14 protein-coding genes are annotated in these 19,842 nt (G+C 72.6%); 6 read left to right on the forward strand and 8 right to left on the reverse strand.

Features of this window, described 5'->3' with window-relative positions; translation table 11 throughout:
- Positions 1-177: 177 nt before the first annotated feature.
- Entirely contained in the window at positions 178-1,047 is an 870-nt protein-coding gene (locus DEJ28_RS11700; RefSeq protein WP_111114891.1) for an RDD family protein, read from the forward strand.
- A gap of 278 nt (positions 1,048-1,325) precedes the next feature.
- Here DEJ28_RS11700 and ahcY read toward each other — a convergent pair whose 3' ends face one another.
- Together ahcY and DEJ28_RS11710 are read right to left on the reverse strand one after the other, a co-directional pair.
- Positions 1,326-2,804, reverse strand: a complete 1,479-nt coding sequence (ahcY, locus tag DEJ28_RS11705) for an adenosylhomocysteinase (protein ID WP_111114945.1) — start codon at positions 2,802-2,804, stop codon at positions 1,326-1,328.
- A 117-nt stretch (positions 2,805-2,921) separates the two neighbouring features.
- Entirely contained in the window at positions 2,922-3,137 is a 216-nt protein-coding gene (locus DEJ28_RS11710) for a DUF3499 family protein (protein ID WP_111114890.1), read from the reverse strand.
- Positions 3,138-3,195: 58 nt separating this feature from the next.
- Here DEJ28_RS11710 and DEJ28_RS11715 point away from each other — a divergent pair, with 58 nt between their 5' ends.
- Positions 3,196-3,636, forward strand: a complete 441-nt coding sequence (locus DEJ28_RS11715; protein ID WP_111114889.1) for a metallopeptidase family protein — start codon at positions 3,196-3,198, stop codon at positions 3,634-3,636.
- A gap of 194 nt (positions 3,637-3,830) precedes the next feature.
- Here DEJ28_RS11715 and DEJ28_RS11720 read toward each other — a convergent pair whose 3' ends face one another.
- The 5 genes from DEJ28_RS11720 to manA all read right to left on the reverse strand — a co-directional run bounded on the left by DEJ28_RS11720 (position 3,831) and on the right by manA (position 10,996).
- On the reverse strand, positions 3,831-5,234 hold the full coding sequence (locus tag DEJ28_RS11720) for a DUF5719 family protein (protein WP_111114888.1): 1,404 nt from the start codon (positions 5,232-5,234) through the stop codon (positions 3,831-3,833).
- Positions 5,231-8,119: a glycosyltransferase family 2 protein gene (locus DEJ28_RS11725; protein ID WP_111114887.1), complete on the reverse strand. Its 2,889-nt coding sequence runs from the start codon at positions 8,117-8,119 to the stop codon at positions 5,231-5,233. Before DEJ28_RS11725 ends, DEJ28_RS11720 begins: the two co-directional genes overlap by 4 nt.
- A gap of 120 nt (positions 8,120-8,239) precedes the next feature.
- Positions 8,240-8,572, reverse strand: coding sequence for a WhiB family transcriptional regulator (locus DEJ28_RS11730; RefSeq protein ID WP_502866929.1), 333 nt, complete (start codon positions 8,570-8,572; stop codon positions 8,240-8,242).
- A gap of 198 nt (positions 8,573-8,770) precedes the next feature.
- Positions 8,771-9,733, reverse strand: a complete 963-nt coding sequence (gene galE / locus DEJ28_RS11735; protein WP_111114886.1) for a UDP-glucose 4-epimerase GalE — start codon at positions 9,731-9,733, stop codon at positions 8,771-8,773.
- 54 nt (positions 9,734-9,787) lie between these two features.
- The gene (manA, locus tag DEJ28_RS11740) at positions 9,788-10,996 is read right to left on the reverse strand and encodes a mannose-6-phosphate isomerase, class I (RefSeq protein ID WP_111114885.1); all 1,209 of its coding nucleotides are present in this window, start codon (positions 10,994-10,996) and stop codon (positions 9,788-9,790) included.
- Between the two features lie 56 nt (positions 10,997-11,052).
- On the opposite strand from manA, the gene DEJ28_RS11745 reads away from it, so the two are divergent.
- Both DEJ28_RS11745 and DEJ28_RS11750 read left to right on the forward strand, forming a co-directional pair.
- Complete coding sequence (locus DEJ28_RS11745; protein WP_111114884.1) at positions 11,053-13,188, forward strand: acyltransferase family protein; 2,136 nt, start codon at positions 11,053-11,055, stop codon at positions 13,186-13,188.
- Positions 13,189-13,205: 17 nt separating this feature from the next.
- Positions 13,206-14,585 (forward strand): O-antigen ligase family protein, encoded by a 1,380-nt coding sequence (locus tag DEJ28_RS11750; protein ID WP_146248813.1) that lies wholly within the window; start codon positions 13,206-13,208, stop codon positions 14,583-14,585.
- 92 nt (positions 14,586-14,677) lie between these two features.
- Here DEJ28_RS11750 and DEJ28_RS11755 read toward each other — a convergent pair whose 3' ends face one another.
- Complete coding sequence (locus tag DEJ28_RS11755; protein ID WP_181433646.1) at positions 14,678-16,117, reverse strand: hypothetical protein; 1,440 nt, start codon at positions 16,115-16,117, stop codon at positions 14,678-14,680.
- A 234-nt stretch (positions 16,118-16,351) separates the two neighbouring features.
- Between DEJ28_RS11755 and DEJ28_RS11760 the strand changes: the two genes are divergently transcribed.
- Both DEJ28_RS11760 and DEJ28_RS11765 read left to right on the forward strand, forming a co-directional pair.
- Complete coding sequence (locus tag DEJ28_RS11760) at positions 16,352-17,656, forward strand: O-antigen ligase family protein (RefSeq protein WP_111114882.1); 1,305 nt, start codon at positions 16,352-16,354, stop codon at positions 17,654-17,656.
- Between the two features lie 212 nt (positions 17,657-17,868).
- Positions 17,869-19,731, forward strand: a complete 1,863-nt coding sequence (locus DEJ28_RS11765) for a glycoside hydrolase family 25 domain-containing protein (protein WP_111114881.1) — start codon at positions 17,869-17,871, stop codon at positions 19,729-19,731.
- Positions 19,732-19,842 lie beyond the last annotated feature (111 nt).

Genomic DNA, 19,842 nt, shown 5'->3' on the forward strand with positions numbered 1-19,842 from the left:
CGTCTCCCCCGCTCGTCGTGCTCGTCGTGCTGGTCGTGCCTGCTCGTGCTGGTCGTGCCCAATCGTGTTGCTCGTCGTGCCTGCTCGTCGTGCCTGCTCGTCGTGCCTGCTCGTCGTGCCTGCTCGTCGTGCTGCTCGTCTTGGGCGCGCAGTGACGCTCTCCGCCAGAATGATGCCATGCCGAAGACCCGCGTGCCGCGTGACCTCGCCGATCCCCGGTTCGTCCGCGCGCTCGACGACCCGGGTGACGAACTCGTCGTCGGTGAGGCCGTCGCGCTCGACGTCCAGCCCGCCGGCATCGCCCTGCGACTCGCCGCGGCGCTCCTCGACGCGGTCTGCCTGCTCGCCCTCTACCTCATGCTCCTGTTCGGGTTGTCCCGTGTCTGGCCGAGCCGGATCGACGACGCATGGGCCGCCGCGCTCGACATCGGTGTGTTCGTCGGCGTGCTGGTGCTCGTCCCGGCCGCCGTCGAGACCGTCACGCGCGGCAAGAGCGTCGGCCGGTACGCCACCGGCACCCGGGTCGTGCGGCTCGACGGTGGTGCGATCGGCTTCCGGCACGCGTTCACCCGAGCGCTCGTCGGGCTGTTCGAGCTCTGGATGACGCTCGGGTCCGTGGCACTCCTCGTCGCGCTGTTCGGCTCCCGTCCGCGGCGCCTCGGGGACCTGCTCGCCGGCACCTTCGTGCAGCACGAACGGGCGGCGAAGCACCGCGATCCCGAGGTGCTCCTGCCCGCCGAACTCGCGCAGTGGTCGAGGGTGGCCGACGTGTCGGCGCTGCCGCAGCGGCTCGAGAACCGGCTCGGTGCGTTCTTCCGCGGCGCTGCAGACCTCCGTCCCGAGGTCCGGGAGGCGACGGCGAGGACACTGGCGGCGTCGGTCGCGGAGTACGCCCACCCGGTGCCGCCCGTCCACCCCGAGGTGTTCCTCGCCGGCGTCGTCGTGCTGCGGCGTGAGCGGGATCTGCGGGCGCTGCGCTCCCGGGCCGAGATGCTCGACCGCGCTGCCGAAGCGGCGACGGCGCGGCCACCGGGCTTCCCGCGCTGAGCGCGGGGGCGCGGCGCGCGGCGCGCGGGGCGCGGGGCGCGGGGCGCGCCCGGCGCCGCGCGGCCCGGCCGCGACCCGTTCGCACCCCCGTACGGACATTGCGCCCCGGTGTGCGGGGGCGCGACGTTCGCACCGGGGTGCGATCGCGGGGCGCGGCCCCCGCGGCACAACGAAAGTCACCCCGAACCACGCGATCGCGTGGTTCGGGGTGACTTTGGTTGTGCGGAGCGCGCAGCGCGGCCCCCGCGCCCGCGCCCGACAGCGCAGGAGGACCCGCGTCAGTAGCGGTAGTGCTCCGGCTTGTAGGGACCCTCGACCGGGACGCCGATGTAGGCGGCCTGCTCCGGGCGGAGCGCGGTCAACTGCACGCCGAGCGCGTCGAGGTGCAGCCGCGCCACCTTCTCGTCGAGGTGCTTCGGCAGCACGTAGACGCCCGTCGGGTACTCGTCGCGCCGGGTGTGCAGCTCGATCTGCGCGAGGACCTGGTTCGTGAACGAGTTGCTCATCACGAAGGAGGGGTGCCCCGTCGCGTTGCCAAGGTTCATCAGGCGTCCCTCGGACAGCACGAGGATCGAGCGACCGGTCGGCAGGCGCCATTCGTGCACCTGCGGCTTGATCTCGACCTTCTCGACGCCCGGCAGCGCCTCGAGCCCGGCCATGTCGATCTCGTTGTCGAAGTGTCCGACGTTCGCCACGATCGCGAGGTGCTTCAGCGCGAGCATCTCGTCGACGCCGACGACGCCGAGGTTGCCGGTGCACGTGATGATCATGTCGACCTGGCCGGCGACGTCCGCGAGGCGCGCGACCTGGTGGCCGTCCATCGCCGCCTGGAGTGCGCAGATCGGGTCGACCTCGGACACGATCACGCGGGCGCCCTGGCCGCGCAGCGCCTCGGCCGCGCCCTTGCCCACGTCGCCGTAGCCCACGACGAAGGCGACCTTGCCGCCGATGAGGACGTCGGTCGCGCGGTTCAGGCCGTCGGGAAGCGAGTGGCGGATGCCGTACTTGTTGTCGAACTTCGACTTCGTGACGGAGTCGTTGACGTTGATCGCCGGGAACTTCAGCTCACCGTTCCGAGCCAGTTCGTACAGGCGGTGGACGCCAGTGGTGGTCTCCTCGGTCACGCCCTGGATGTCCGCCGCGATGCGGGTCCAGCGGTCCGTCGACTCCTGCAGCGAGGCGGCGACGGTCTCGAGCACGATCTTCCACTCGGCGCTCGCGTCGGCACCGGCCTCGGGTGCACGCCCGGCGGCCTCGGCGTCGGCGCCGGTGTGCACGAGCATCGTGGCGTCACCGCCGTCGTCGAGGATGAGGTTCGGTCCGGCCCAGTCCGCCCCGACGGCAGCCGCCTCGGCCGACCAGTCGAAGATGCGGTTGGTGCACCACCAGTACTCCTCGAGCGTCTCGCCCTTCCACGCGAACACCGGCACGCCGGCGGGCGACTCCGGGGTCCCCGTCGGGCCGACGGCCATCGCGGCGGCGGCTTCGTCCTGCGTGGAGAAGATGTTGCAGCTGGCCCAACGGACCTGCGCGCCGAGGGCCACGAGAGTCTCGATGAGCACGGCGGTCTGCACCGTCATGTGCAGCGATCCGGCGATGCGCGCACCGGCGAGCGGCTGCGAGGCGCCGAACTCCTCGCGCAGGGACATCAGGCCGGGCATCTCGTTCTCGGCGAGACGGATCTGGTGGCGCCCCGCCTCGGCGAGGGAGAGGTCGGCGACGCGGAACGGCACTGCGGTGCGGGCTTCGGTGGGCATGGCCACCAGTCTTCCATGCCGGGAGGCGCGGGTCGTCAGCCGACGTCGGTCACGTGGGGCGTGCCTCCAGGCCGGTGCCCTGTGGAGGACAGTGCCGTTGAGGAACGACGGGAGGCGTCAGTCGGCGTCGCGGCGGAGCGGCTCACGCCGCACGACGTGCCAGCCGCGTGGCACCCGCAGGGCGGCCGCGTGCCGGGCGCACAGGTCGTACCCGTGCGGTTCGACCCGTGTCGAGAGGGGGCCGACCACGACCATCGAGTCGCCGTAGTCGTACGTCAGGGTCGCCGCAGCGCTCGCACCACAGGCGACCTTGCTGCAGATCCTCACGTCCATACCGGTACCGACCCTAGCGGAGGGAGGCCGAGGACCCCCGCGCGCGTACGATGTGGTGATGCGCCGAAGGACTCCCCTCGTCACCCCGGTCGACCGAGGCCGCGGCCGTTCCCGGCACGGTCGTGGCGGACGCTCGAGCGTGACCGGACCGGACCTCGCGCCGATCATCACGCGCGCCGAGGTCTTCGACCGCATCGTCGGGGACACCGCGCACTACCTCATCGGACTCTGGCCGGAGGAGCTCGACGGCGTCGCCTTCCAGGTCGCGGACATGCCGACCGACGCCTCGGTGCCGGACCAGATGCCGCGGTGGCGCGTCGACCGCGAGGCCCGCCGCGTCACGGTGTTCCGGATCCCGGTCGAACGCGTCACGCGGAGCCCGGAGAAGGACGACACCGACAAGCGGGTCATCATCGAGACGGCGGTGTTCCGTGCGGTGGGCGAGCTCATCGGCAAGGACCCGTGGGACCTCGCGCCGGACCGCTACCGGCACTGGTAGGGGCCGCGAGGCGCGGACGCGGGCACGCGGGCACGGGGCGCCTTCGCTCGCATGGTGCGAGGTTCCCGATCCCGTGCGCGGGGGTGAGCGCCGCACGGAGTACGCAACCTCGCACCACAGGGCACACCTCGCACGGTGCGAAGCTCGCACGGTGCGAAGCTCGCACCGTGCGAAGCGGGGTCAGCGCCCCGGCGTCAGGGGTAGACGCGGACCGGCGTCGAGACCTCGGTCGCCGCGCGCACCGGGAACCCGGCGATGCCGCTGCTCCCCATGTACGTCACGCCGGCCACGAGGCCCTTCGTCCCGGTCAGGGTGAGCTGCTTCGACAGGGGCACGATGACGGTGCTCGTGCCGCCAGCGACCACGTCGACCCGCTGCTCCTCGTCACCCGTGCGGATGGTGACCGCGGCGTCGGCACGGGTCGGGTTGACCATCGTCAGGCGCTGGTTGTCGCCCGGCGCCAGCGCGGTGATCGTCGATGCGCCGAGCGGCTCCGCGGAGGCGAACCAGCCGAGGTCGGTGCGGTCGTCCTCGGTGGGCGTCGTGGTGCGGGCGCCCGCGACCAGGGGCTCGGTCGAGGTGACCGTGAACGAGTAGCGGCCGTCCGGGAAGTCGTCGAGTGCGACGTCGGTGACGACCCCGGGCTCGGCGGTGGCGTTCACGGTGGAGCCGCCGCCGTCCGAGGTCGTGATCCCGAGGGTGACCCGGGCGGCCTTCGAGCCGGGGACGAACAGCCGGACGATCGGTGCGGCGTCGGCGGTGTCGTCGCCGCGCTGGGCCGCCTGGGCGCCCTCGAGCACGACGCCGGGGATGATCTGCGTCCGGGCCGGTGCGGCACCACCGGAGACGATGTCGAACCCGCCGGGGGTGAGCGTCCGGACGATCGACTCCTGCATGTGCGCGACGATCTGCCCGCCGGAGGACACGACGTGCACCACGGTGGAGCCCTGGTCGGACACGAACCCGGAGAGCGGGACGACCTTCTGCGTGTTCGGGGCGACGACGATGCCGGTCGTGCCGGGGGCGCTGACGGTCCCCGAGTCGTCGAAGATCGACAGGTCGACCGTGGCGTTCACGTCGGTCGGGTTCGAGAGCGTCACGAGGCTCGTGCGGCCGGTCTCGGTGGAACCGCCGACCAGCCACGTCGACTGGCTCGGGTCGTCACAGGACGCGGCACCGACGCCGACGAGGTCGCCGCTCGAGACACTCTGGTAGCTGCTGCCCGCGACCTGCGGCGTGGTTTCGCCCGCCGGGGCGGTGAGGAGGCGCGGGTCGCTGCCGCCGGTCGTGGAGGAACCGAGTGCGGACCGCTCGACGGTCGACCCGGTGGTGGCCGTCGCGACCGTGGCGGAGCCGACGGTGCTCGCCTTGGTGGCGTCGTTGCCGGCGTCGTCGGACAGGCGCAGCGCACTGCCGGCGCACACGCGCTCGGCGTCGGCCGGCACCGGGACGACCGTCTTGCCCGCGGGGCGGCCCGGGTCGGACTCGGTGCCGATCGCGTGCGCGGCGGTGACGGCACCGGCAGCGACGACGACGGCGATCGCGGTGGCGGTGCCCCGGATGACCCAGCGGCGCACGGAGGCGGGGGTGGTGCTCATTCGTCGCGCTCCTCGTCGAAGGTGGTGGCGGGTTCCTCGGCCTCGATGACGTTCGAGGTCGCACGGCGACGACGCGGCGCGGTCGGCACGGCGAGCAAGGCTGCTGCGCCGAAGACCACGCCGAGCACGACGAGGTAGAGCACGTGCGTGGCCTGCGCCGCGGCCGAGCCGGTGGAGGGCCGGTCGACGTCGCCCTCGTAGTGGAACAGCTGCCCGCTGTTCGTCTCGCCGATGCTCGTGAAGAGCGCGTTCTGGCCGATCGCACCGGCGGCACGGTCGTGCACGTCCTGTGCGGCGGAACCGCTCGACCCACGGGAGTCGTCGGAGGTGTCGGACGGATCGGAGACGTCGTCGAGGAGCACGAAGCTCACGCCGAGCGAGCGCAGTGCCGGCTCGGGGTCGTACCCGCTCCGGCTCGCGAGGTTCCCGGCGAGCGTCGCCAGCTGCGCACCCGACCGGCTCAGCGTGAGCGCGGTGGAGTCGAGCGTCGTCTGGTCGTCGAGGGTCGATCCCTGGCCGCGCTCGAGGGACACCGCGAGCGAGCCGTCGGTCTGCGGTTCGACCACCAGCGTGCCGACGTCGGGGTTCGCCTGGGCCTCGGCGTTCACGTACGCGCTGAGGACCCGGCCGGTGGTCGGCTGGATCACGGCGTTGCCGAGGTAGAAGGCGGCGAAGGCCGGGGCGACCGCGACGCCCGCGAGCACGGTGGCGACGAGCCCGGTCACCGGCGCGAGGCGCGGCAGGACGTCGATGCCGATGCACGCGGCGGCGACGATGGCGAGCCAGTAGACGGAGAGCCCGCTGCCCGGCCAGACGATGGTGGTCGTCGACCCGACGCCGGTGACGGTCACGTGGGTGGCCGCGAACGCCGTGGCGAACCCGAGCAGGGCGACGACGAGCGATCCCCCGGCGACGGCCCAGCGGTGTCCGAGCACGGCCCCGATCGCGGCGGCGGCGATCGGCAGCGCGAGGACCGCCATGAGCACCGGCAGGATCGCGGTGAGGGTGGCGAGGCCGGCGGTGGTGGGGAGCCATCCGCTCCAGTCCGGGACCGGCTGGCCGATGGCGAGCTGGAACGCGGACGGGGCGCGGGTGGCCGAGGGCACACCGGGGTCGGCGAAGACCGCGAGCACGTTGCCGCGGGTGACCTGGGCGAGCACGAGCGGCAGGAACAGCACCGCGGCGGGCACCGGGATGAACACCCGGCGGTGGGCGCGCCGCCAGCCGACGACGAGCGAGACGAGCCAGGCGACGAGCAGCACCGGCAGCAACGACGGCGCCGAGGCCGCGACGACCGCGAACAGCAGCGACGCCCCGGACGCCCACGCCCAGGAGCGGTGCGCCTCGAGGACGGCGAGGAACAGCCACGGCAGGAGCACGTGCGCGATCACGGCGCCGAGGTGGCCGCTCGTGACGGCGCCGACGAGCGTCGGCGCGATCGTGTACAGCGCCGCGCCGATGACGGGCACCCAGGTGCGCGTCGTGACCTTGCGGATCGCGAACCACGAACCGAGCGCGGCCACCGGGAACGCCACGAGCATGACCAGCACGACCGAGGTCGACGGCGACCAGAAGGTGATCGAGCCGAGGACGGCGACGACCGCGGCGAACGGGTCGGACGGCCCGGTGAAGCCGGTGCCGATGGAGTGCCAGCCGTACCCGACGTTCTGCCAGAGGCGGGCGACGTCGGTGCTCAGGGGCAGCAGGCCACCGCCGGTGAGGGCCGGCGAGCCGAGCAGCGGGTACAGCGTCACGACGCTGAGGACCGCTGCGGCCAGGACGACCCAGATGCCGCCGTCACCGAGGAACGACGCCCGCGCGATCGGGGCGTCCTCGACCCGGGCGAGTTCGACGTCGCGTGAGGTCGTGCGGCGTTCGTGCACGCGCCGCCAGCTCACCCGCAGGGGTTCGACGGCCGCCCACCCGAGCTTCTTGTTCCGTCCGAGGACCTTCCGCGCACGACCGACGCCTCCGCCGAACGCGACCGCGAACGCGGCGGCGAGCTCAGCGCTGACGGCGGCGGGGTGCTTCGCGACGAGGTGCCCGATCGCACGACCGACCGCGAACGGGACGAGCGTCAGCCAGTGGATCCAGAGGACCCCGACGGGTGCGTACGTCATCCGGCGGTGCAGCTGGGCCTGCCGGTGCATCCGCACGCGACGCCCCTCGGAGACGCGCTTGCGACCGAACTCCTCGATCGGGCCGGCCGTGGTCACGCGTGCCTCGGGGACGACGGCGACGCGGTGCCCGGCGAGGCGGACCCGGACGCAGAAGTCGAGGGCCGCGTCGACGTTCGGCAGCGCCGGGTCGAAGCCGCCGAGCTCGTCCCAGACGGACCGGCGGACGAGCATGCCGCCCGCGGCGACCGCGAGGACGTCGGTGTGGCGGTCGTGCTGGCCCTGGTCGAGCTCGTCCTGCACGAGGACGAGCGACCGGCCGAACCGGGTCATGGTCTCGCCGAACGCACGGATCACCGAGGGGTCGTCGACGGCGACCAGCTTCGGGCCCGCGACGACGACCGACGGGGCGATCTCGACGGCGGAGAGCAGGTCCGCGAGTGCGGTGGGCGACGGCGCGTTGTCGTGTCCGAGCAGCCAGAGCCACTCGTCGACGGGTTCGTCCGCGACGGCGGGCGGGGCCTCGCGCTCACCGCGGGCGACGGCCTCGCCGAAGGGGCGGCCGGCCGGCAGGCGGAGCAGTTCGGCGGAACCGCCGAACGACAGGTCGGTCGTGGATCCGTCGGTCGAGCCGACGTCGACGACGACCAGGTTCTCGGGGTGACGGGTCTGGGCGGCGAGGGCGTCCAGGGTGCGGTCGAGGTGGTCCGCCCCGTTGGCGGCGACGAGGATCGCGGTGACCCGGGGCTGAGCGGAACTGGGCTGCATGACGGGCGTCACTCTACGGTCTGGAGGCGCGGTGCCCGTCTCGCAGGTCGGCGCGCCGTGAACCTGTGGACAGGATCACCGCACGGTGCGAGACCGACGTGCGGCGTGCCTCCAGGGCGACTACGCGCGTTTGCGCAGCTTCCGTCGCTCACGCTCGGACAGGCCGCCCCAGATGCCGAAGCGCTCGTCGTTCTCGAGGGCGTACTCGAGGCACTGCGACCGGACCTCGCACGTGGTGCAGATCTTCTTCGCCTCACGCGTGGAGCCGCCCTTCTCGGGGAAGAACGCCTCCGGGTCGGTCTGCGCGCAGAGGGAGTCCGCCTGCCAGGCGAGCGGGTTCTCCTCGTCGTCCGTCTCCGGACGTCGGACACCCGGGACGCCGAGCGCCACGGGGTCGACGTGCCAGTCCTCCGGCACTTCGGCGTGGAAGTCGGAACCGTTCACCCTGATCACCCCTGACGTCTCGATAACGGGACCACGGCAATTGCTGCCGCTGCTGTAATTACAGCCGTGTCATTCGCGAGAGTCAAGTCGCGGATCATAGAAGGCTCTGACCGTTCCGGCGTGTCATGTCCCCCGTACGGGCGTGTCGCGCCCGGTCTGTCCGGGCTTCGGGGGACAACCGGGAGCGCCTCCCGAAGGCGCGTGGCGTCAGCTGACGCGGCGGCGGGCCTCCCACGCGCTCGTGACCATCTCGTCGAGCGTGTGCCGCATCGCCCAGTCGAGGTCACGTGCGGCGGCCTCGCCGGTGGCGACGATCCGTGCGGGGTCACCGGGTCGGCGCGGGGCCACCTCCGGCGTGAACGCGATGCCGGTGCCGGCGGCCATGGCGTCCATGATCTGCCGGACGCTCACCCCGTCGCCGCTGCCGAGGTTGTAGGCACGCTCGAGCGTCTCCCCCGCCTCGAGCTTCTGCGCGGCCACGGCGTGCGAGCGCGCGAGGTCGGCGACGTGGACGTAGTCGCGGACGCAGGTGCCGTCGGGCGTGTCGTAGTCCTCGCCGTTGATCCGCGGGGTGCGGCCGGCGAGCAGGGCCTCGAAGACGAGCGGGAAGAGGTTGTGCGGGCTGGCGTCGTAGAGGTCCGGCTCGCCCGACCCGACGACGTTGAAGTAGCGGAGCGACGTCGTGGTGAAGCCGGCTGCGACCTCCATGTCACGGAGCAGCCACTCGCCGATGAGCTTCGACTCGCCGTACGGCGACTCCGGGGCCTTCGGGGTGTCCTCGACGACCGTCTCGACGTCGGGCGTGCCGTACACCGCGGCGCTCGACGAGAACACGGCCTTCGTCACGCCGTTCTCCGCCATCGCCCGGAGGAGGGTCGCCATGCCGGTGACGTTCTGCTCGTACGTGTGCAGCGGACGCTCGACGGAGACGCCCGCGTACTTGAAGCCGGCGACGTGCACCACGCCGGTGACGTCGTGGTCGCGCAGGGTCCGCGCCACGAGCTCTCCGTCGAGGATCGAGCCCTGGACGAACGGCACGTCCTCGGGGACGAACGCCCGGAACCCGCTGGACAGGTCGTCCAGCGCGACGGTGTCGATGCCCGCCGCCCGCAGCGCTCGGACGACGTGGGACCCGATGTACCCGGCACCGCCGGTGACCAGCCAACTCATGCTGGCCACGCTAGCGGAACCGGATCGCCCAGCGCCTCGCCGCGGCGTGCGGCTTCACGCACCCGTCGCGATGAACACCGTCGAGGTGATCCCGTCGGTCGAGTCGGCCCCGACGGTGACGTCGCCCTCGTCCGGCGTGATGAAGCAGGACTCCCCCTGACGGAGCAGCGTCGCCGAGGTCGCGCCGACCAGGGTGACGACGCCGGCCGTGCAGATCGCGATCGACGGACCGGTCAGCGGCGCGACGCCACCCGAGCCGAGTCCGACCGGACGCCCGTCGCCGGTGATGCGCAGCAGCGCGAACCCGACCCCCTCCGGCGCGAACCGGTCGACGCCCGCCCCGGCCGCCTCGGGCTCGAGGAGCGGCGCCGGGTACGCGGTGAAGTCGAGGACGTGCAGGAGCTCGGCGACGTCGACGTGCTTCGGCGTGAGACCGCCGCGCATCACGTTGTCCGACGGGGCCATCAGCTCGATGCCGAGACCGTCCAGGTACGCGTGGATGTTGCCCGCGGGCAGGTACATCGCCTCGCCCGCAGCCAGCGTGACGCGGTGCATGAGGAGCGAGACCACGATCCCCGGGTCGCCGGGGTAGGCGACGGCGAGGTCTCGGACGGTCGCCGTGTTCGGCGTCAGTGCGTCGTCGGGCAGGGCCCCGGCGAGGTCGCTGGCGGCCTGCACCACCGCGAGCGCCGAGGCGTCGGCGGTCTCGAGCCACCGCACGGTGTCCTCGAGTCCGTGCTGCAGGTGCACGTGCAGCGGACCGAGCCGACCGGAACCGGCGTCGAGCACGTCGACCTCGGCGATCGTCTCGGCGACGGGACGGAAGCCGCTCAGCGCCTCGAACCGCTCGCTCAGCGCGACGACGAGCTCGGGCTTCGGGAACGGGTCCTTGTAGTTCCGGGCGGGGTCGTCGATCGGGATGCCCGCGGCTTCCTCGCGCTCGAAGCCCGCTCGGGCCTGCTCCGGAGTCGGGTGCGCCTGCAGGGAGAGCGGGGCCGAGGCGGCGAGCACCTTGAGCAGGAACGGCAGGCCGGTGCGGTCCGCACCGAGGGCGGTCTCCGGTTCGGCGGCGATCCAGTCACGGAGCGTGTCGGCGCCGCCCACCATCGCGGGGTTCACGACGACGCTCGGGCTGCCCGGGTGGGCACCGAGCCAGAGCTCTGCCTGCGGAGCGCCGGTGACGGTGCGCCCGAGGAGCTCGGGGATCGCGGTGACGGACCCCCAGGCGTAGTCGCGGGGCGTGTTCGTGATGCCGAGGAACATGGGCCGAGCCTACCGGCGGGGATGCCCGGCCCCGTGCCGAGGCTAGAATCTCCGCGATGGCTGCAAGCACGGTGGAGTCGCCCACCAGACGATCCCTCCGCACCGCCTTGCCCCGTCCGACCGACCCGACGCGGTGGGACATCCAGGGCCTCCGCGCCTTCGCGGTGCTCTCGGTCGTCCTCTACCACCTGTGGCCGAACCGGCTTCCCGGCGGGTTCGTCGGCGTCGACGTGTTCTTCGTCATCTCCGGCTTCCTCATCACCGGGCACCTGCTCCGCGAGGTCGCGTCCACCGGCCGCATCGGCCTCGCCGGCTTCTGGGCCCGCCGCGCGAAGCGCCTGCTCCCCGGCGCCTTCCTCACCATCCTCGCCACCGGCACCGCCGTGCTGCTCTGGGTGCCGAGCGCGCTCTGGGGCCAGTACGGCCGCGAACTCATCGCCTCGACGGTCTACGTGCAGAACTGGCAGCTCGCCGCCGACTCCGTGGACTACCTGGCGCAGGGCAACCAGCCGTCGCCGTACCAGCACTTCTGGTCGCTGTCGGTCGAGGAGCAGTTCTACATCGCCCTCCCGCTCGTCCTGCTCGGCGCCCTGTGGTTCGCTCGCCGTGCACGACGGAACGGCGTCTCCCCGGTCGCCGTCGCGCAGGTCGTCCTCGGCGCGGTCGTGGTGCTCTCCCTCGCCTGGAGCATCGTGCAGACGCACACCGCCTCCGGTGTCGCCTACTTCTCCACCGCGACCCGCGCGTGGGAATTCGCACTCGGCGGTCTCGCCGCGACGATCCCGCTGAGCGCCCCGCGGACGACGCCCGCACGGACGGTCCGCATCGTCGGTGCCTGGCTCGGCGCGGCCGGTCTCCTCGTCTCGCTGTTCGCGATCACCGGGACCACCCCGTTCCCGGGCATCGCGGCCGCCCTGCCGGTCGTCTCCGCCGGTCTCGTCGTGCTCTTCGGCGGGCACTCCGGCCTGCAGCGGATCGGCCGGTTCGCGCCGATCGGGTTCCTGGGTCGGATCTCCTACGCGGTGTACCTCTGGCACTGGCCCGCCGTCGTCATCCTGCCGATCGCGCTCCGACACGAACTGACGGCGAAGGACAAGGTCGCGATCGTCGTCGGCGCGGTCCTCATCGCCTCGGTCACCACCCTGCTCATCGAGGAACCCCTCCGGTTCTCCGGCTGGGTCAAGGCCCTCCGTCCTCGCCGCGTCGCCCTCTACGGCGCACTGAGCACCGTCGTCGTCGTCGCGCTCGGGGCGGCCTCGCTGACCGCACTGCACGTCCAGCAGGTGCAGGCGGCGGAGTTCGCGCGGGAGATCAGCAACGGGGACGTCCGGTGCTTCGGCGCCGCGGCGGACATCTCGTCGGCGGACCCGTGTGTGAACCCGGCCCTCGCCGACGTCCGGGTGCCGGCCGCCGCGAACGCCCTCGACGACGACGCGAACCGGCCGTCGTGCTGGTCGAGCACATCGAGCGCCTTCGACGTCTGCGCGCTCGGACCGAAGACGGGTTACACGAAGCACCTCATCGCGATCGGCGACTCCCACAACAACGTGCTCGTCGACACCTACGAGAAGATCGCGAAGGAACGGAACTGGCGCATCGACGTCGCAGGCCACCAGAGCTGCTACCTGACCACGGCGCACCAGCCGGCGAGCACTGAGCAGCAGCGGGTCTGGTGCGAGGACTGGAAGCGTGCGGCGATGGCCTACTTCCACTCGCACCGAGACCTCGACGGCGTGATCGTCACGCACTCGACCGGCAACATGCCCGTGCGGCCGGAGCCCGGACAGACCGCCGACGAGGCCGTGGTGGACGGTCTGGTGCAGGCATGGAAGGCGGCAGCCGACGCCGGCGTCCCCGTCCTGGCGCTCCGCGACAACCCGACCGCACGTCCGGACGTCGTCGCCTGCGTCGCCCAGATGACCGGTCCCACGACCGCGGAGTGCGACTCGAGCCGCTCGGTCGGACTCGGCCTGTTCGACGGCTCGGCCGAAGCGGTCGCCCGCATGCCGGGGCACGCCCGTCTGATCGACCTGACGGACCGGTACTGCACCTCGACCGTCTGCCCTGCGGTCATCGGCGGGGTGCTCGTGCACCGCGACCGGACCCACCTGACGAACACCTTCGCGAAGACCCTCGCGCCGTACCTCGGTGACGAGATCGCCCGCGCACCCGGGGCGTTCGGGAACCGATGAGCACGTACCCTGGCACCGTGACGAACACCTGGCCGATCTCGCGCGGCACCGTACCCGAGCGCGAGGCGTTCGCCTTCGGTGCCACGATGCTGTTCGTGCTCTTCGCCGGGGACGCGGTCCCCAACTCGCTCACGTGGGTGGGTGCCGGCATCCTCTGGGCACTCGTCGCCGTGTGGGGTGTCACCGTCCTCGTCCGGGCCCGGCCGACGATCGCCCGGACCCCGCGCTCCCTGTGGTTCTTCCTGGCCTGGTGCGTGGTCTCCGTCATCTGGTCGCACTGGCGCCCGGCGACGATCGCGAGCATCACCGTCCAGGTCATCTGCGCCGCGATGGCGTTCACGGTCGCCTCGACGTTGACGTGGCGTCGCATCCTCGACGCGATGAGCCTCGCGTTCCGCTGGGTGCTCATGCTCTCGCTGCTCTTCGAGGCCGTCGTCGCCGTGTTCGTCCGACACCCGATCGCCCCGATCTGGACCGATTACGGCGACCGGGACATCCCGGACGCGTTCTACTTCTCCCGCGCCGAGCTCTTCACCGGTGGACGCATCCAGGGACTCCCCGGCAACGCGAACCTGCTCGCGATGGTCGCCCTGCTCGCCGCGATCGCCGTGGCGGTGCAGTTCGCCGAGGGACGGATCAGCCGGAACCGGACCATCGGCTGGCTCGTGGTGGCCGCTGCCGTGCTGGCCCTCACCCGCTCGTCGACCGTGCTCGCGGCCGCACTGGTCGTCGCCGTCGCGCTGGTCGTGGCGCTCTGGATCCGACGCGTGCCCACCGAGCGCCGGACCCCGCGGTACCTGGTCGTCCTGGTCGGCGCGGTCGTCGTCGCCGTCGTGGGGTTCCTCGCGCGCGGGGCGGTCTCCGAGCTGCTCGGCAAGGGCGCGGACGCGACCGGTCGCGGCGAGATCTGGCAGCGGGTGCTCGGCCTCATCGACCAGCACACCGTCGTCGGCTGGGGCTGGATCGGCTACTGGTGGCCGAGCATCCCGACGCTGGCGGACCTCGCGCACCGCAAGGGCGTGACCTACCTGCAGGCCCACGACGCCTACCTCGACGTGTGGATGCAGACCGGGATCATCGGGCTGCTCCTGTTCGCGGTGTACGTCGTCACGACGCTGAGCCGATCGTGGTCGTCCGCCACCCGGATCGGCTACGACGCGGCGCTGGCTCCGCGGCCGTTCGACCCCGTGTCGCTCCTGCCGCTGCTCGTCGTCGTCGCGCTGCTCGTGCAGTCCGTCGCCGAGTCCCGGCTGCTCTACCAGGGGAACTGGGTGCTGTTCGCGCTCATCGCGATCAAGTCCCGCATCGTCCTGGTCGGCGACGAGCCCCTGTCGACGGGCGACGGGCCGCGCACCCCGCCGGCACGACGCGAGTTCCGCCAGCCAGCAACCCGCTGACCCTGCCCGGCCCGGCCTGGCCGGCGTGGCCCGGCCGGCCTGACCCGGCCCGTCCTGCCCCGGCCCGTCCTGCCCCGGCCCGGCCCGGCCGGTCAGCGCCCGAGCAGCATCGCGCAGGGGACCTGCGCCGTCCACGGCGCCTTGCGCACCTCGACCGTCCGCGAGCGGTCACCGTCGCACGCCGCCACGGCGGCCGGGATCTGCGCAGCCCACACCGGCCCGTCGCTCCGCCGCGTCGGACCGGGCGCGACGTTGCCGACCGTTGCGACGATCACCAGGCCCACCACGCACCAGGCGGCGAGGGTCCCGATGAGGCGGGTCACGCCTCCAGGCCGGATGCTCGGACGGAACGTCCCCGAACGGTCGTGGGACCCGACGAGCACGCTCGCCGCGACCACCACGGCGGCGAGCAGGAGGAGGCCCGACGCGGCGGCGTAGCGCTGCGGCGGGACGGCCGCGAGCGCGATGACCGGGTGCGCCCAGGCCTGGGCCGCACCGCCGTTCGCGAGGAGGGCTGCCCACCAGACACCGCCGGACGCCGCGGCGAGCGCCAGGACCGTCCAGCGGGCGCGCCACGTGCCGACGACGATCGCGGCGAGCAGCACGGCCACCAGGAACAGTGCCGGCACGGCCACGACGGCCCACCCGTGCGTGACGACGGTGCGGACGGCGGCTCCGACGTCGGGATTCCACAGGCCGGCGAGGGGTTGGAGGAGCCAGCCGGCGACGACGTCCGCGAACGCCGGTGACCCGGGTGCCGACGTCCGCTGGTCGGTGAGCGCGGTGACGACCTGCGCGGTCCCGCCGGCCAGGGCGACGACGGTGACGGGGACGGCGCGGAGCCAGGCCCGCGCGCCCGCGGCCGCGCCGCCCGCCCCGGCGGCCGCGCCGGCGCCCGCGCCGACCGCGCCTGCGCCGCCCGTTCGCAACGGGAACCACGCGAGCAGCAGCAGGGGCAGGAACAGCACCGTCTGCAGCTCGGTGAGGACCACGAAGACGGTCAGGGCCGCGACGGCACCGGATCCCCACCAGGACCGGGAACGGTACGCGAACAGCCACGGCGCAGCGAAGAGCATGAACCAGTGCAGGTTCGCCGCGTTCCCGCTGATCTCGTACGGCGCGAGCGGCAGCAGCGCGGGGAGCAACGCGAGCAGGACCCGGAACGGCCACGCGGGCACCACGTCCCGGGCGCACACGAACACGGCTCCGGCGAGGACCCCGACGACGAGGCACGCGCCGGCCGACAGCACGTGGGCGTAGTCCGCGACCGGGAACGCCCACCCGAGGTCGACCAGCAGCCGCGGGACGAGGTGCAGGTAGCCCGCGTACGGGTGCAGCAGCGAGTCGACGGGGCCGAGCGCGATCCGGTCGCGGAGGAAGATGCCGCCGTCCTCCGCCCAGACGGTGCCGCGGGTGACCGGGCCGAGCCGCCACCACGCGAGCGCGGCGGTGGCGACGCCGACGAGGACGGCCGCGAGGAGCGTTCCGAGGACGCCGCGCAGGCGGTCGGTCCTGCTCGCTGCGGCCACCATCGTCCGCCGACGCTAGCTGCTCCATCACGGATCGCGCATATTGACGCTCCGCGATACGCCGATCCCGACGCGCCGCGCCGCTCCGCTCCGCTCCGCTCCGCGATACGCCAATCCCCGCGCCGCGCCGGACCGATCCCCGCGCCGCGCGGCCGAACCGTGCGCCGCGACGCCCCGATCGCCGGACCGATCCCCGGATCGCGCCCCGCACCGAGGTCCGTACGCCAAGATGGACGCGTGACGGACGGACGGCTGACGAAGCGCATGCTCGCCAGGCGCTACCTCTCCGCCTGGATCGGGTTCTCCGCCGGCGGGCGGTTCAGCCAGGCCCTCGCCACCGTCATCGTGCTCTTCGCGTTCGGACAGCCGACCGTCTCGGCGCTCGTCGGGCGGGCCGGGGTCTGGGCCGTCCTCGTCACCCTGTTCGTCCTGGCCGGTCTCAGCCTCCTCGGACAGCGCTACCGGATCGAGTGGCACGGGGTGCTCCCCCTGTCGCTCCTGGCGTTCGTCGGGTACTGCGCGCTGAGCGTGCTCTGGAGCGAGTACTCCTGGGTGGCGCTCCGCGGTCTCGTCGGCACCGTCTGCTTCATCGGGCTCGGGCTCTACCTGGCGCTCGGACGCGACCTCGTGCAGGTGATCCGCGCCTCGGGCGACGCCTTCCGGATCCTGCTCGTCGCCGCCCTCGGCCTCGAGGTCCTCTCCGGCCTCGTCCTCGACGTCCCGATCCCCGCGTTCGGCATCCAGGGGAACATCGCGTACGGCGGTCCGATCCAGGGCATCGGCGGCACCCGCAACTTCATGGGGTTCATCGCGGCGATGGCGCTCGTCACCTTCGTGGTCGAGTTCCTCACCCGCTCGGTGACGATGTGGCGCGCGATCGGGTCCACGGCCCTCGCCGTCATCGCGCTCATGCTCGTGCAGTCCCCCATCACCGGCTTGGCGATGATCGCCCTCGCGGTCACCGCGCTCGCGCTGTGGTCGCTCCGGCATGCGCGCCCGACCACGAGGCCCGTGGTCAACGGCGTCCTCGGCGGCGTCGTGGTCCTCATGATCGTGGTCGGCGTGCTCGGCCGGCACCGGGTCCTCGCCGAGATCGGTGCGGCCGGCGGCACGGCCACCCGTCTCGACCTCTGGTCCCAGATCCGCGTCTTCGTCGCGCAGTTCCCGATCCAGGGCTGGGGCTGGGTCGGCACCTGGCCGCACGAGGCCGTCATCCCCTACGTCACCTTCATCGACCCCGCCGGACGCCCGTTCACCTCCGGGCTCAACGCCTTCATCGACGCCTGGTTGCAGATCGGGCTGGCCGGGACGATCCTGCTGGGCGTCACCGCACTCCTCGCGTTCGCGCGGGCCTGGGTGACGGCGACGACGTTCCCCGGGGTCGCGTACGTCTGGCCGGCCGCCGTCCTGGTGCTGCTCGGGGTCACGAGCACCGCGGAGAGCTACCTCCTGCACGGAGCCGGCCTGATGGTGTTCGTCGCCGTCCTGGTGATCGCGGCCCGGCGACGGTCATGGCGACGACACCTGCCGCGCAGCACCTGATCCGGTCGGCTTCCCGCGTGGTCCGGTCTGCCGCTGTCTCCACCCGGCCTGGAGGCGCGGCACACGCCCGCCGCGCCGCTCGCCTCCCTGCGGATCACCGCGGCGTGTGTCCGTGGACGCACGTCTCCTCAGATTCCGTCGACGTCGTCACCGGCTCCCCCTAGACTGCGATCGGCCGTCAGGGGGACGGCCCTCGCTCGAGAAGGACCTCCATGCGTCTGCAGCACCGGCTCGCCCTCGTCCTCACCGCCGTGGTCGTCGCCGCCGGCTTCGCCGCCGTCGGCCCCGCCACGACGGCGCAGGCCGCCGCTCCCACCACCGGCCGGTACACGCCGCTCGACACCGTCCGGTCGTGGACCGGTACCGTCCGGACGACCCCGACGACCGTGCAGCTCGGCGGCCGGACGGGCGTGCCGGCCACCGCGACGGCGGTCGTGGTGAACGTCGAGGTCGAGAACCCCACGGCCGCCGGAAGCGCTCGTGTGACGCCGGCCGGTGTCAGCGCCGGTGTCACCACGCAGGCGTTCCGCAAGGGCCAGACCGTGTCGTCACTCCAGACGGTCCGGCTCGCCGGCGGCAAGGTGCAGGTCCAGCTGACGGCCGGCGCGGGCACGGTCTACCTCGACGTGTCCGGCTACTACGCGAACGGCTCCGGAGCGACCTTCACACCGCTGAACGCCGCGCGGGTCTTCAACAAGCGCGTCGGTACGACGCCGACGAAGGTGCCGCTCGCCGGTCACGCGGGCATCCCGTCGACCGCGACCGCCGTGGCGCTCAACACCGAGGTCGGGACGCCGAGCGCCAACGGGTACGTCCGCGTCACACCGGCGGGCAAGGACGCCAGGGTCGCGGCGCAGGTCTTCACCAAGGGCACGACGATCTCGAACCTGGTGATCGTGAAGCTCGCCGGCGGCGCAGCACAGGTGAAGGTCTCCAGCGGGACCGCGACCGTGTTCATGGACGTCGCCGGGTACTACGCGAACACCTCGACCGGATCGGTGTTCGTGCCCGTCAACCCGGTGCGGGCCGCGTCCACGACGCTGACGACCACACCGCGGCAGATCCGCCTCTCCGGGACCGCGGGCGTCCCCGGGACCGCCACGGCGATCGTGGCCACCGCCACGACCTCCCGGACCACCGCTGCCAGCTACCTGCGCTTCACCCCGGCCGGACAGGACCCGCAGGTCGCCACGCAGGTGCTCGGCGCCGGGCAGACGCTGAGCAACGCCGTGATGACGAAGCTCGTCGGGTCGACCGTCGACCGGCGGGTGCAGGCCAAGGTCTCCGCGGGGACGGCGGCGCTGACGGTCGACGTGGCCGGGTACTTCATGAGCGGTGCGAGTGGTTCCGGCTTCGGCGCCGACATCTCCTGGCCGCAGTGCGGAGCGGCGCTCCCGACCGGGCAGGCCTTCGGCGTCGTGGGGGCGAACGGGTCACTGGTGAACCAGAGCAACCCGTGCGTGGCGCAGCAGCTGAAGTGGGCCGCGGCCAGCGTCGGTGGCACGAACCAGCCCAAGGCACAGGTGTACGCGCTCGCGGCGAACCCCGGCCGAGCGGCGTCGGTTTGGCCGAAGTCGAGCGCGGACCCGGCCGGAACCGGGAAGACGATCTCGAGCCAGTACGGCGTGTGCACCGGCGCCTACGACGCAGCGTGCTCGTACATGTACGGCTACACCCGGGCGTACGAAGCGACCCATTCTCGTGGGGTTCCCACGCCCTCGGCGTACCGCTGGTGGGTCGATGTCGAGACCGGACTGTCGTGGCTGAAGTCCACCGATGCCAAGGACTACCAGGCACAGAACCGTGCTGACATCGAGGGCATGGTCGCGGCGCTCAAGGCAGCCAAGGTGTCAACCGTCGGCATCTACTCCACGAAGGCGCAGTTCAACACCATCGTCGGTTCCGTACCCGCGAACTCGCCGCTCACCGGCCTTCCGAGTTGGATCGCCGTCGGGACGGACGGCGTCGCCGCTGCCCAGGCCGCTTGCTCGGCCGGTGGTCTCACGACGGGCAGCCGCGTGCAGATGGCGCAGTACGTCGTCGGCGCCCAGGACCAGAACGTCACCTGCGTCTGACGCGACCACCTGTCGGACGACAGGCGTGTGGCGGACTCGCCCCGCGCCTCCAGGCCTTCGTGAGCAGAAGAGGTCGGCCGCACCGACGGCACCCGACCATTTCTGCTCACG

Origin of the sequence: Curtobacterium sp. MCPF17_002, from assembly GCF_003234115.2 — a bacterium.
GTDB lineage: Bacteria > Actinomycetota > Actinomycetes > Actinomycetales > Microbacteriaceae > Curtobacterium.